14 protein-coding genes and 1 pseudogene are annotated in these 13,002 nt (G+C 68.5%); 11 read left to right on the top strand and 4 right to left on the bottom strand.

Going from position 1 to position 13,002, the window contains the following annotated elements:
* The first annotated feature begins 46 nt into the window (after positions 1-46).
* From WHX56_RS03695 to WHX56_RS03650, 10 genes and pseudogenes are all read left to right on the top strand, one after another.
* Positions 47-1,177: an MlaE family ABC transporter permease gene (locus tag WHX56_RS03695; RefSeq protein WP_129247004.1), complete on the top strand. Its 1,131-nt coding sequence runs from the start codon at positions 47-49 to the stop codon at positions 1,175-1,177.
* Positions 1,177-2,016 (top strand): ABC transporter ATP-binding protein, encoded by an 840-nt coding sequence (locus WHX56_RS03690; RefSeq protein ID WP_129247006.1) that lies wholly within the window; start codon positions 1,177-1,179, stop codon positions 2,014-2,016. Before WHX56_RS03695 ends, WHX56_RS03690 begins: the two co-directional genes overlap by 1 nt.
* Positions 2,003-2,950, top strand: a complete 948-nt coding sequence (locus tag WHX56_RS03685) for an MlaD family protein (protein WP_338880492.1) — start codon at positions 2,003-2,005, stop codon at positions 2,948-2,950. The genes WHX56_RS03690 and WHX56_RS03685 overlap by 14 nt, the downstream gene beginning before the upstream one ends.
* Positions 2,951-2,955: 5 nt before the next feature.
* Positions 2,956-3,558 carry an ABC-type transport auxiliary lipoprotein family protein gene (locus tag WHX56_RS03680; RefSeq protein WP_338880491.1) on the top strand — a complete coding sequence of 201 codons (603 nt, stop codon included), beginning with the start codon at positions 2,956-2,958 and terminating at the stop codon, positions 3,556-3,558.
* Positions 3,559-3,590: 32 nt separating this feature from the next.
* Positions 3,591-4,244: an alpha/beta hydrolase gene (locus WHX56_RS03675; protein ID WP_338880490.1), complete on the top strand. Its 654-nt coding sequence runs from the start codon at positions 3,591-3,593 to the stop codon at positions 4,242-4,244.
* A 255-nt stretch (positions 4,245-4,499) separates the two neighbouring features.
* Positions 4,500-5,756 (top strand): D-alanyl-D-alanine carboxypeptidase family protein, encoded by a 1,257-nt coding sequence (locus WHX56_RS03670; RefSeq protein ID WP_338880489.1) that lies wholly within the window; start codon positions 4,500-4,502, stop codon positions 5,754-5,756.
* Between the two features lie 142 nt (positions 5,757-5,898).
* Positions 5,899-6,765 (top strand): D-amino acid aminotransferase, encoded by an 867-nt coding sequence (locus WHX56_RS03665; RefSeq protein WP_129247014.1) that lies wholly within the window; start codon positions 5,899-5,901, stop codon positions 6,763-6,765.
* Between the two features lie 102 nt (positions 6,766-6,867).
* Positions 6,868-7,152 (top strand): annotated as a pseudogene (locus WHX56_RS03660) (YbeD family protein); the annotation flags it as partial.
* A 12-nt stretch (positions 7,153-7,164) separates the two neighbouring features.
* Positions 7,165-7,803, top strand: coding sequence for a lipoyl(octanoyl) transferase LipB (lipB, locus tag WHX56_RS03655; protein ID WP_338880488.1), 639 nt, complete (start codon positions 7,165-7,167; stop codon positions 7,801-7,803).
* Positions 7,800-8,522: a tetratricopeptide repeat protein gene (locus WHX56_RS03650; RefSeq protein ID WP_338880487.1), complete on the top strand. Its 723-nt coding sequence runs from the start codon at positions 7,800-7,802 to the stop codon at positions 8,520-8,522. The genes lipB and WHX56_RS03650 overlap by 4 nt, the downstream gene beginning before the upstream one ends.
* A gap of 176 nt (positions 8,523-8,698) precedes the next feature.
* On the opposite strand, the gene WHX56_RS03645 is transcribed toward WHX56_RS03650, so the two are convergent.
* Complete coding sequence (locus tag WHX56_RS03645) at positions 8,699-9,511, bottom strand: substrate-binding domain-containing protein (RefSeq protein ID WP_338880486.1); 813 nt, start codon at positions 9,509-9,511, stop codon at positions 8,699-8,701.
* A 160-nt stretch (positions 9,512-9,671) separates the two neighbouring features.
* Here WHX56_RS03645 and lipA point away from each other — a divergent pair, with 160 nt between their 5' ends.
* On the top strand, positions 9,672-10,682 hold the full coding sequence (lipA, locus tag WHX56_RS03640) for a lipoyl synthase (RefSeq protein WP_287753541.1): 1,011 nt from the start codon (positions 9,672-9,674) through the stop codon (positions 10,680-10,682).
* 1 nt (position 10,683) lies between these two features.
* Here lipA and rfbC read toward each other — a convergent pair whose 3' ends face one another.
* Genes rfbC through rfbD form a run of 3 tightly spaced genes read right to left on the bottom strand, consistent with a single transcriptional unit; the run spans position 10,684 to position 13,000 of the window.
* Positions 10,684-11,226 carry a dTDP-4-dehydrorhamnose 3,5-epimerase gene (gene rfbC, locus WHX56_RS03635; RefSeq protein WP_129240460.1) on the bottom strand — a complete coding sequence of 181 codons (543 nt, stop codon included), beginning with the start codon at positions 11,224-11,226 and terminating at the stop codon, positions 10,684-10,686.
* A complete protein-coding gene (gene rfbA, locus WHX56_RS03630) occupies positions 11,226-12,107 on the bottom strand; it encodes a glucose-1-phosphate thymidylyltransferase RfbA (RefSeq protein ID WP_338880485.1) in 882 nt (293 codons plus the stop codon). Before rfbA ends, rfbC begins: the two co-directional genes overlap by 1 nt.
* Complete coding sequence (rfbD, locus tag WHX56_RS03625; RefSeq protein ID WP_338880484.1) at positions 12,089-13,000, bottom strand: dTDP-4-dehydrorhamnose reductase; 912 nt, start codon at positions 12,998-13,000, stop codon at positions 12,089-12,091. The genes rfbA and rfbD overlap by 19 nt, the downstream gene beginning before the upstream one ends.
* Between the last annotated feature and the right edge of the window lie 2 nt (positions 13,001-13,002).

Genomic DNA, 13,002 nt, shown 5'->3' with positions numbered 1-13,002 from the left:
CTGCGTATATCATTGGCGATACATTTTGCATGGATATTCTCTCTGCATGCCGCATTCCGTTTCGTCCGCACCCGCCGCCGCGCCTTTTCGCCATGAAGGCGACGTTTGCCACATGGCCGGCGACTGGAGCGTCCTGGCGCTGGCCGAGCCCGGCGAAGTGGAACGCCGCCGCCAGGTCCTGTCGCGGGCGGCCCGCAACGGCGCGCGCTGGGACCTGCACGGCATCGGCCGCCTGGATACGATCGGCGCCTTGCTGATCTGGCAGGCCTGGGGCGAAAAGCTGCCCGAGCGCGTGCGCTGGTCGCCCGGCCAGCAGGACGTTTTCAATGCGCTGGCCATGAACAAGGGCGGCACGCCGGCCGCGGCGCCCACGGCCGATCCCTGGGCCTGGCTGCGCGCCGTGGGCGGGGCCGTCTTCAAGGCGGCCGAGAACGGCTGCGCGCTGCTCACCATGCTGGGGCAACTGGTCCTGGACCTGGGCGCCATGCTGCGGCGGCCGCGGCTGGGGCCGTGGCGCGAGATCTCGGCGCAGGTGTACCGCACCGGCGCGCAGGCGCTGGGCATCACGGCGCTGGTCGGTTTCCTGATCGGCGTGGTCCTGTCCTACCTGTCGGCGCAGCAGTTGCAGATGATCGGCGCCGACCGTTTCATCGTGCGCCTGCTGGGCGTGTCGATCGTGCGCGAGCTGGGGCCGGTGCTGGCCGCCATCCTGGTCGCGGGCCGTTCGGGCTCGGCCATCACGGCGCAGATCGGCGTCATGCGCGTGACGCAGGAACTGGACGCGATGCTGGTCATGGGCATTTCGCACGGGCAGCGCCTGATCCTGCCGCGCGTGGTCGCGCTGGCCGTGACCATGCCGCTGCTGGTCCTGTGGACCGACGCCATGGCGATCCTGGGCGGCATGCTGGCAGCCCAGGTGCAGTTGGGCGTGTCGGCGCAATGGTTCCTGCAGTCGCTGCCGGACGCCATTTCGCTGACCAACTACTGGATCGGCGTGCTGAAGGGAGTGACTTTCGGCATGTTGATCGCGCTGATCGCCTGCCATTTCGGCCTGCGCATCCAGCCCAACACGGAAAGCCTGGGGCGCGGCACCACCACGTCGGTCGTCACGTCCATTACCGGCGTGATCCTGCTGGACGCGCTGTACGCCGTGGTCTTCAGTTCGGTGGGCATCTGATGAACGGCGCGACCCAGAACCGCTTGTTCACGGAAGACGGGGTCACCGTCGAGCCCGTCATCACGGTGCGCGGCCTGCGGACCGCGTTCGGCGACCACGTCGTGCACGACAACCTCGACTTGACCGTATTCCCGGGCGAGATCCTGGTGCTGGTGGGCGGGTCGGGCACGGGCAAGACGGTGCTGCTGAGGCAGATCATCGGGCTGGACCGGCCGGCGGCGGGCACGGTGAGGGTGCTGGGCCATTCGCTGCTGGAGCTGAGTCCGGGCGAGCGCCGGCGCCTGTCCTACCGCTGGGGCATGCTGTTCCAGGCGGGGGCGCTGTTTTCCGCGCTGTCGGTGTTCGACAATGTGGCATTGCCGCTGCGCGAGCTGCGCACGGTGCCGGAAGACCTGGTGCGCGACGTCGTCATGTGCCGGCTGGCCATGGTGGGCCTGTCCGCGCGCGATGCCGACAAGCGGCCGTCGGACCTGTCCGGCGGCATGGTCAAGCGCGTGGCGCTGGCGCGCGCGCTGTCGCTGGATCCGGAATTGCTGTTCCTGGACGAACCCACGGCCGGCCTGGATCCCCTGCGGTCCGACGAATTCGTGGACCTGGTGCGCAGCCTGCACCGGCAGTTGGGGTTTACCGTGGTCATGGTGACGCACGATCTGGATACGCTCCTGGCCCTGGCCACGCGTGTCGCCGTGCTCGCCGACAAGCGGGTGATCGTGTGCGACACGGTGCCGGAAGTATTGAAGGTCGATCACCCGTTCATTCACACGTTCTTCCTGGGCGAGCGCGGCTTGCGCGCGCTGGGGGATCTGGCGCCGAAGGGATTGCATCATGGAAAACCGTAGTCATGCGCTCATGGCCGGTATCTTCACGCTGGTCTTGCTGGCCGCCGCTGCCTTGGCGGCCGTCTGGATCGGCCGGGACCGGACCCAACTGCAACCGTACGAAATCATCTCCGCCACCGCCGTCAGCGGGCTGAATCCGCAGTCGACCGTGCGCTATCAAGGCGTGCCCGTCGGCAAGGTGCAGTCGCTGGCCCTGAATCCGGACAAGCCGGGGCAGGTGCGCATCCGCATCGGCATCGCGCCGAACACGCCCATCACCGAATCGACCTGGGCGGAGCTGGGCGTGCAGGGCGTGACGGGCATGTCCAACGTGGAACTGCGCGACGACGGCAGCTCGATGGCGCGCCTGGAGTCGTCGGCGGCCCATCCCGCCGCCATTCCGCTGCGCCCCGGCTTTCTGGACCGCGTCGAGCAGCGCGGCGGCAAGCTCATCGCGAACGTCGAAGAGGTCACCGAGCAGCTTCGCCGCGTGCTGAGCGAGCAGAACGTGCAGGCGCTGACCGCCAGCCTGCAGAATGCCACCGACCTCACGCAATCCCTGAAAGAGGCCAGCCGCGACCTCGCGCCGGCGATGGCCAAGGTGGGGCCGCTGATGGATTCGCTGGGCAATGCGTCGCGCCAGGCGGACCGCGCCGCGCGCGAGGTGGGCGACCTGGCGCAGCAGGCCCGCCAGTCCGTGGCGCGCCTGACGGGTCCCGGCGGCGCCTTGTCCGCCGCGACCAGCAGCCTCAACGACATTGCCCTGGCCGCCGCGCGGCTGGACGGCGAAACCCTGCCGGCGATCACCGGCATGGCCGCCAACGTCAGCGAGGCCGCGCGGGGCGCGGCCGTTACCCTGCGCCGTGTGGACAACACGCCGCAATCGTTCCTGTTCGGCCCGGCTCCCCGCGAACCCGGACCCGGCGAAGCCGGCTTTGCCGGATTCGGGAGATAAGCCAAATGACGAAGATGCGTAGCGCCGTTTTCATCCTGACCCTGGTCCTGGCGGGCTGCGGCATCGGCCGCGTGCCCGCGCCGCCCACCGCGTTCGACCTGGGCCTGGACGCCAGTCCCGTGCCGGCCCTGCCGGCGCGCCAGCCCATCGCCATGGTCTTCCAGGCCGTGCCCAGCCTGTCCGACACCAGCGTGATCTGGCGCGTGGGCGACAGCGCCGCGCCCAAGGCCTATGCCACCTACCGCTGGGCTTCGTCGCCGACGGAGCTGGTGCGGCAGCGCATCGCCGACCGCCTGTCGCGCCAGGGGCCGGTGCTGAACGATCGCGTCAGCCTGCAGACGCCGCAATTGCAGGTGTACTTGTCGCAGTTCGAGCAGGTGTTCGCCGCCGACGGCCAATCCAGCGAGGGACGCATCCTGTTGCAGGCGGTGCTGGTGGAAGGCCGCGCCGTATTGGGCCAGAAGCGCATCGCGGTGCAGGCGGCCGCGCCGACGCAGGATGCCGCGGGCGGCGTGGCGGCCTTGCGCCAGGCCAGCAGCGAGGCCGCGGACCAGTTGGCGCAATGGCTGGCCGCGACCCTGAAACCCTCGCCCGGGACGGGCGGTTAACATCGTTTTTTTTCCGTTTCTTGAGTTCCGCCATGTCCGCACGCACTGAAACCCACGCATTCGTCGGCGCCGCCGGCCGCATCGATTGCGCCGTCGATTGGCCCGCCGGCGCGCCGCGAGGCTGGGCGCTGGTGCTGCATCCGCATCCGCTGCAGGGCGGCGCGCGCGAGAACAAGGTGGTCACGACCTTGTCGCGGGCCTGCGTGCAGCACGGCCTGGTGGCGGTGCGCCCGAATTTCCGCGGTGTGGGCCTGTCCGAAGGCGCGTTCGACAAATCGGTGGGCGAGACCCGGGACATGCTGGACGTGGTGGCGCAGATGCGCGAGCTGCATCCCGAGCTGGCCCAGGCGCCGTGGGTGCTGGCGGGCTTTTCCTTCGGCACCGCGGTCGCCGCGCAGACGTATTCCGCGCTGGCGGAGCAGGGCGATCCGGCGCTGCCGTCCGCCCTGATGCTGATGGGCCCCGCGGTGAACCGCTTCCAGTCGCACGAGGTGCAGGTGCCCGGCGACACGCTGCTGGTGCACGGCGAAGAGGACGAAGTCGTGCCGCTGTCCGAGGCCATGGACTGGGCGCGCCCGCGTTCCATCCCGGTGGTCGTGGTGCCCGGCGCGTCGCATTTCTTCCACGGCAAGCTGCTGGTGCTGCGCCAGTTGGTGCAGGCGCGGTTGAAGGTTGCGTTGGATTGAGGCGCTGGGGTGGTGTCTGACACCCGGGGAAGCCGGCTTCAGCCTAATGAGCGTCTCGTATGGGTGTCAGACACCTGATTGATATAGAGGCCTTCCCGGGTGTCAGACACCCACCAAACCTCCCAGGTTGCATCACGTTGCATGTTTTAGCCGCAAGGGGAACCCTGCACGGGCGAAGGTGGTCCTATCGACTGCCTATAATTGTCAGCCACTTGACCCGCGCCGGCGGGCGTCATTCCTGGACCCACGTTGCCGATGAAGAATTTGCCTTACTCCGCTCACTCCCCCGTCGTCTTTACCCGCCGCCTGCTTTCCGGCGCGGTGCTGTCGGCGATGCTCGCGGCCTCGATGCCGGCCTGGGCGCAGCAACAGCAGGCTCCCGCCGCCGCCCCGGCCGCCGCGCCGGCGCCGTCGGCTTCGGCGGTGGTCCCGGTGGGCGATGTGTCGGCCGTGCCGGCGCCCACGATCGCGGCCAAGGCCTGGATCGTGATGGACGTGAACAGCGGCCAGACCCTGGCGGCCTCGAATCCGGACATGAAGGTGGAGCCGGCCTCGCTGACCAAGATCATGACGGCGTACGTCGTGTTCAACGCGCTCGATGAAAAGCGCCTGACGCTGGAGCAGACCGTGCCCGTGTCCGAACACGCCTGGCGCACGGGCGGTTCGCGCATGTTCATCGAACCGCGCAAGCCGGTCACGGTGGATGAACTGAACCAGGGCATGATCGTGCAGTCCGGCAACGACGCGTCCGTGGCGCTGGCCGAAGCGGTCGGCGGCAGCGAAAGCGCGTTCGCCTCGCTCATGAACCAGGAAGCCGAGCGCCTGGGGCTGAAGAATACGCACTTCATGAACGCCACGGGCCTGCCCGATCCGCAGCACATGACGTCCACGCGGGACCTGGCCATCCTGTCGTCGCACCTGATCACCGATCATCCGGATTTCTTCCACTACTACAAGCAGAAGAGCTACACCTACAACAAGATCACGCAGCCCAACCGCAACCGCCTGCTGTGGGCCGATCCCTCGGTGGACGGCATGAAGACCGGCCATACCGATTCGGCGGGCTATTGCCTGGTGTCGACCGCGGTGCGCGGCGACCGCCGCATCCTCGTGGTCGTGGTGGGCACCGACAGCGAGGCCACGCGCGCCGAAGAGAGCCTGAAGCTGCTGAACTGGAGCTTCCAGAACTTCGACACCGTGAAGCTGTTCGACAAGAGCCAGCCCGGCATCGACGTGCGCGTCTGGGAAGGCACGGCCGAAATCGTCAAGCTGGGCCCGCCCAACCCCGTGTCGATCGCGGTGCCGCGCGGCAAGGCCGGCGACCTCAAGCCGGTGGCGCAGCGCACCGATCCGCTGATCGCGCCCCTGGCCAAGGGCCAGCAGGTCGGCACCCTGCAATTCACGCTGGACGGCAAGGTGCTGCGCAGCGAGCCGCTGGTGGTGCAGGACGCCGTGGAGCGCGCGGGCTTCTTCGGCCGCATGGTCGATACCGTCAAGCGCTGGTTCGAATAAGGGTTTCGGGCCACGGGCGCCGCGCCGCGGGCGCGCCGCAGGTGTAAGCTAGCGACGGGCGTTTCGTGATGAAACGCCCGTATTTCATTCCCGGGACGGACCTGGCGGTTCGTCCCTATCTTTTCCTTTTCAGGAGTGCCTCATGATTCCGGGCGTGCCGGGCGAAAGCCAGGTGTATCTCAACGGTGAATTCCTGCGCGTGGACGAGGCCAAGGTCTCCGTCCTCGACCGCGGCTTTATTTTCGGGGATGGCATCTACGAAGTCGTCCCCGTGTACCACGGCAATGCGTTCCGCATGGCCGAGCACCTGAACCGCCTGGACCGCAGCCTGGCTGCCCTGCGGATCGCCCAGCCCTTCGGCCGCGAAGGCTGGATCGACCTGATCCAGCAATTGCTGGCGCGCACCGACATGGAAACCTGCATCGTCTACCTGCAAGTGACGCGCGGCGTGGCCAAGCGGGACCACCAGTTCCCTTCCGTTCCGGTCGCGCCCACCGTCTTCGGCATGGTTTCGGCCTGGTCGCCGCCGACGGCCGCGCAGCGCGCCCAGGGCGTGGCCGCCATCGGCATTCCCGACGAACGCTGGCTGCATTGCGAGATCAAGTCGGTTTCCCTGCTGGGCAACGTGCTGGCCAAGCAGCAGGCGGTCGACGCCCAGGTCGACGAGGTCGTCCAGTTCCGCGACGGCTACCTGACCGAAGGTTCGTCCACCAACATCTGGGTGGTTTCCGGTGGCAAGCTGCTGGCGCCGCCCAAGAACAACCTGATCCTGGAAGGCATCCGCTACGGCCTGATGGGCGAACTGGCCGCCGAGGCGGGCATCCCGTTCGAGTCGCGCCGCATCTCCCAGCAGGAGGTGGAGCAGGCGGACGAACTGATGCTGTCCTCGGCCACCAAGGAAGTGCTGGCCATCGTCTCCCTGGACGGCAAGCCGGTGGGTTCGGGCAAGCCCGGCCCTGTTTTTGAGCAATTGCGTGCGGGTTATGATGCCCGCATCGCCGCGCTGTAGACCGTTGTTCCGGGCGGCCCTCGGGGCCGTCCGGGGGTTCCGCGGGCACTTGCCGGCGCACCGTTTGCCCCCATATAAGAACATTCAGGGCAACAATCTTCCCAGGTAACCGTCATGCATATCCCGCCCGAAGACTCTCTCATCGAGTACCCCAGCGACTTCCCCATCAAGGTCATGGGCAAGCAGCATCCCGAATTCGCGCAGACGCTGACCGAGGTTGTGCTGCAGTTCGATCCCGGCTTCGACGCCGCCACGGTGGAAATGCGGCCCAGCAAGGGCGGCAACTACCTGGGCCTGACCTTCACGGTGCGCGCCACGTCGCGCGAACAACTGGACGAGCTCTACCGGGCGCTGCACGGCCATCCGATGGTGTCCATCGTTCTCTAGAGCGGGCCGGCTGTGATCAAGTGGCTCGCGCGGCCCGCGGATTACCTGTCGGTCTGGCAGGAGATGCAGGCCTACACCAACCTGCGCGGCGCCGACACGCCCGATGAGATCTGGCTTTGCGAACACGCGCCGGTCTACACCCTGGGCCAGGCCGGGCTGCCGCAACACGTGCTCAACCCCGGCGACATCCCCATCGTCCGCTGCGACCGTGGCGGACAGGTGACCTACCACGGCCCCGGGCAGGTCATGGCGTACGCGCTGTTCGACCTGCGCCGCGCGGACATGTACGTGAAGGAATACGTGAATCTGCTGGAAGGCGCGGTCATCGATACGCTGACCCAGATGGGCGTGGCGAACGCCTGTCGCAAGCCCGGCGCGCCGGGCGTCTACGTGCCCGATCCCGACGGGGGCGAACTGGCCAAGATCGCCGCGCTGGGCATCAAGATCCGCAACGGCCGGGCCTATCACGGCGTTTCGCTGAACGTGTCGATGGACCTGACGCCCTTCCTGGGCATCAACCCCTGCGGCTACCAGGGGCTGCGCACCGTCGACATGGCGAGCTGCGGCGCGCGGCGCGCGCCCACCGAGGCGGGCGACGCGCTGGGACGCAACCTGGAGCAGGCCTGGCGCCGCGCGAGGAACAAGACATGAAGACCTATAGCGCGGCGGACGTCGCCGCCACCACGCCCGAACAACTGGCCCGCCTGCGGGAAGAAGGGCCCGCCGAGGACTACGCCGCCTGGATCCGGGCGGCCGCCGAACTGGGGCTGACGGAAGCCCAGGCCATCTACGGGCAGATGCTGCTGGACGGCGCCGGCGTCGAGCGCGACCAGGCGGAAGGGCTGGCGTGGTTCAAGCGCGCGGCCAACGCCGACCATCTCATGGCCATCAACATGGTGGGCCGCTGCTACGAGAACGGCTGGGGCGTGGCGCCCGACGACACGGTCGCGGCGTACTGGTTCCGGCTGGCCGCGGACCGCGGGCTGGACTGGGGCATGTACAACTACGCCCACATGCTGCGCGGCGGTCGCGGCGGCGTGGCGCAGGATCCCGCGGCGGCGCTGGCCCTCTACCAGCAGGCGGCGCAGGCCGGGCACGTGAAATCCATCGGCGTGGTCGGCCGCTATTACGAAGCGGGCGACGCGGTCGAGCAGGACATGGAGCGCGCCTTCGACTGCTACCGGCGCTGCGCCGAAGGCGGCGATTTCCGCGGCATGTTCCACCTGGGCCGGCTGCTGCTGTTGCGCGGCCGCAAGGAAGACGCCGCGCAGTGGCTGGTCCGCGTGCCCGAGACGGCCACGCCCGCCTTCCTCCGCGAAGCCAACGCCATGCTCCAGGCCAGCGGATTCCCGGCGCTGTATGGGGCGTAGGATGGGTGGAGCGCGAGAGTTCTTAAGCTAGAAATCAGACGCTGAACGCGCGCAACCCATGCGGCCGCAATCGCTTGTTTTCCAACCGATGTCAGGCACTGTCTGCCCACGGCAGCATGGGTTGCGCGCGCTGGATACCTGAGTTCTTCCTTAAGAACTCTCGCGCTCCACCCATCCTACGTGCTCAGCCGTTCCTCGAACACCACCTCGACGGTTACGCGCTCGCGGGCGCCGCGTTCGCCTTGCAGGCGGTCGAGCAGGAACTGGCCGGCGCGCCGGCCCAGGGCGGCGGCGTCCACGCCCAGCGTGGTCAGCCCTTGCGCCCATTGCGCCGCGCTGCCGTCGTCCGTGAAGCCCAGCACCGCCAGGTCTTGCGGCACGTGCAGGTCGCGGTTGTGCGCCTCGGAGACCGCGGCGGCGGCCAGCAGATCGGAACTGCAGAACACCGCGTCGAAGATCGTGTTGGTGGCCAGCAGGCGCAGGAAAGCCACGCGGCCGTCGTTCATGTGCTGGATCTCGGGCTGCACGATGTCCGCCACCTGTTCCAGCCCCAGCGCGGCGGCGCTGGCGATGAAGCCCTCCCGCCGCCCGCGCTCCCACGGATTGTCGGCGCTGACGCAGGCGACCCGCGCATGGCCCTTGGCGGCGAGGTGCCGCGCCGCCATGCGTCCCGCTTCCATGTTGTCGATCACGATGGCGCCGTCCAGCGGCTGGGCGGAAGCGCTCCAGGTTTCGACCAGCGGGATTTCCAGCGAGGCGACCGCGGACCGAAGGCCGGGGTCGTCCAGCGGGCCGATGACGAGCGCCGCCGCCGGGCGCAGTTCGCCCAGCAGGGACGGGCCGGGCGCGTCCTGCCAGGGCGCGGCGGCCAGGTAATAGCCGGCGGGCGCAAGCAGTTCGGCGCACGCCTGGATGGCGCGGGCGGCGGGGGCGGCGTCCAGTCGGGGCGCGATCAGGGCGATGGGGCGGGGCGGGGGCAGGGAAGCCATGGGGGAAAACCAGCGGATTCGTCAGGCGTGACGATAACCCAGGCGGGCCGCGGTCCGCGCCGCGGGCGGCCCCGTTCGGGGCGGATCCGGACGGCGGGGGGTAAAATGCCGTTTTTGTTCCAGACCCGGCCCGTCCGCGCGCCGGTCATGAAGGTGCCCCATGTCTACGCTCGCCGAGTCTCCTGTTCCCTCGAACGAATCCGCCGCTGCGCCCGCGCCCGCGGACGCGGCCTACGATCCGACGCAAAAGCAGAAATCGCAGGCCAAGACGGCGCGCATTCCCATCAAGATCATTCCGGCCGAGCGCCTGAAGAAGCCTGAATGGATCCGCGTGAAGGCCGCCGCGCCGGGCTCGCGCTTCTACGACATCAAGCGCATCCTGCGGGAACACAACCTGCACACGGTGTGCGAAGAGGCCTCCTGCCCGAACATCGGCGAATGCTTCGGCAAGGGCACGGCCACTTTCATGATCATGGGCGACAAGTGCACGCGCCGCTGCCCGTTCTGTGACGTGGGCCACGGCCGTCCGGATCCGCTGGACACCAACGAGCCCGAAAACCTTGCGCGCACCATCGCCGCGATGAAGCTGTCCTACGTCGTGATCACCTCGGTGGACCGCGACGACCTGCGCGACGGCGGCGCCGGCCACTTCGTGGATTGCATCACGCACATCCGCGAACTGTCGCCCACGACCCGCATCGAGGTGCTGGTGCCCGACTTCCGCGGCCGCCTGGACCGCGCGCTGACCATCCTGAACGCCGGCCCGCCGGACGTGATGAACCACAACCTGGAAACCGTGCCGCGCCTGTACAAGCAGGCCCGCCCGGGTTCGGACTACCTGCACTCGCTGAAGCTGCTGGCCGAATTCAAGAAGCTGCACCCCGAGGTCCCCACCAAGTCCGGCCTGATGCTGGGCCTGGGCGAGACCGACGAGGAAATCCTGCAAGTGATGCGCGACATGCGCGAGCACAACGTGGACATGCTGACCATCGGGCAGTACCTGCAGCCGTCGGAGCACCACCTGCCCGTGCTGCGCTACGTGCATCCGGACACCTTCGCCATGTTCGAGCGCGAAGCCTACGCCATGGGCTTCTCGCATGCGGCGGTGGGCGCCATGGTGCGGTCCTCGTACCACGCGGACGAGCAGGCGCACGCGGCCGGCGTGAACTGATTCAGCAGGTTTCGGCGTCTTCCAGCGAGGCGCCGTTGCGGTCCCTCGCGGAGAGCAGCGGCGCCTGCCGGCAGGGCCAGGCGATGGCCAGCGCCGGGTCGTCCCAGCGGATGCAGCGCTCGTGCTGCTGCGCGTAATAGTCCGTGGCCTTGTACAGCACCTCGGCGGAATCGGACAGCGCCAGGAAGCCGTGGGCGAAGCCTTCGGGTATCCACAACTGGCGCTTGTTCTCGGCGCTCAGCACGGCGCCCACCCATTTCCCGAACGTCGGCGACGCGCGCCGCAGGTCCACCGCCACGTCGAAGATCTCGCCCGCGCACACGCGCACGAGCTTGCCCTGCATCTGCGCGACCTGATAGTGCAGGCCGCGCAGGACGCCCTGGGCCGAGCGCGAGTGATTGTCCTGCACGAAGCTGCGCCGCAGGCCGGTGGCGGCCTCGAAAACCCCTTGGTTGAAGCTCTCGAAAAAGAAGCCGCGTTCATCGGCGAGGACGCGGGGCTCCAGGACCAGCACGTCGGGAATGGCTTGCGGGATGACTTTCATCAGAACACCTTGTCCACCAGGACACGCATGAGGTATTTGCCGTAGCCGCTCTTGGACAGAGGCTGCGCCAGCCGTTCAAGCGCGTCGGCGGTGATCCACCCCTGGCGGAAGGCGATTTCCTCGGGGCAGGCCACCTTCAGGCCCTGGCGGTGTTCCAGCGTGGCGATGAACTGGCTGGCCTCGAGCAGCGACTCATGCGTGCCGGTGTCCAGCCAGGCGTAGCCGCGGCCCATGATTTCCACGGCCAGCCTGTCCTGTTCCAGATAGTGCTGGTTGACGTCGGTGATCTCGAGTTCGCCGCGCGCGGACGGGCGGATGCTCCGGGCGATGTCGATGACGTCGTTGTCGTAGAAATACAGCCCGGTCACCGCATAGCCGGAGCGCGGCCGCGCCGGCTTTTCCTCGATGGACAGCACCTTGCCGCGCCGGTCGAATTCCGCCACGCCGTAGCGTTCCGGGTCCTGGACGTGATAGGTGAAGACGGTTGCGCCGTCCGCGCGCGCGTTGGCGCGTTGCAGCAGCCTGGGCAGTTCATGGCCGTAGAAGATGTTGTCGCCCAGCACGAGCGCCGAGGCGCCCTGGCCGATGAAGGGCGCGCCGATGAGGAACGCTTGCGCCAGGCCGTCGGGCGAGGGCTGGACGGCGTATTCGATGTTCAGGCCCCACTGCGAACCGTCGCCCAGCAATTGCCGGAACCGCGGCGTGTCCTGCGGCGTGGAGATCACCAGGATGTCGCGGATGCCCGCCAGCATCAGCGTGGTGAGCGGGTAGTAGATCATCGGCTTGTCGAAAACCGGCAATAGCTGTTTGCTGATGGCCAGCGTCGCCGGGTGCAGCCGGGCGCCCGAACCGCCTGCCAGAACTATGCCTTTGCGCGCCATGCGGAATCTCCGGGTTCGATGAGCTGGTCCAGGACGCGATCGACGTGCGTCGTCCAATCGGGCAGCCGCAAGTCCAGCGCGCGCGACAGCAGGGCCGTGTCCAGCCTGGAATTGAGGGGCCGTTGCGCCGCCGCCGGGTAGTCCCCGGCGGCGATCGCCCGGATGTGTTCCGGGGCGAGCGCCAGGGCCGCGCCGCGGGCCGCGGCGCCCGCCACGATATATTGCGCGTAACCATGCCAGTTGGTCGAGCCGGCGGCGGCCAGGTGGTAGGTTCCCGCGGCCAGCCGCCCTTCGATATGCCGTCGCACCGCCAGCGCCGTCGTGTCGGCGACCAGTTCGGCCGACGTCGGCGCGCCGTGCTGGTCCGCCACGACATCCAGGCTTTGCCGGGCCTGTGCCAGGCGCAGGATGGCCTTCAGGAAGTTCCGGCCGTGCGCCGAATAGACCCAACTGGTCCGGAACACCAGGGCGTCGCAGCCGGCGTCCCGGATGGCCTGTTCGCCCGCGAGCTTGGTGGCGCCGTAGACGTTCCGGGGGTTGGGGATATCGGTTTCCGCATAGGGTTGCGCGGCCGTGCCGTCGAAGACATAGTCGGTCGAATAATGGACGAGCAAGGCGCTCGTGGCCCGGGCATGGCGGGCGAGGGTGGAGACCGCCAGGGCATTGACCTGGGACGCCGTCTCGCCGTCGGTTTCGGCCCGGTCCACGGCCGTGTAGGCCGCGGCGTTCACGATCGCATCGGGCCGGCACGCCGACAGGACCGCGCGCAGGCCGTCCTGGTCGCGCAGGTCGGCGGCATCGCGGCCCGGCGCCACCAGTTCCCCCAACGGGGCCAGTGCGCGGCGCAGTTCCCGGCCCACCTGGCCGTTCTTGCCCAGCAGTAGGATCTTCACGC

It is taken from the genome of Achromobacter veterisilvae, from assembly GCF_037619525.1.
GTDB lineage: Bacteria > Pseudomonadota > Gammaproteobacteria > Burkholderiales > Burkholderiaceae_B > Achromobacter > Achromobacter veterisilvae.
This window is presented reverse-complemented; position numbering and strand designations above follow the sequence as displayed.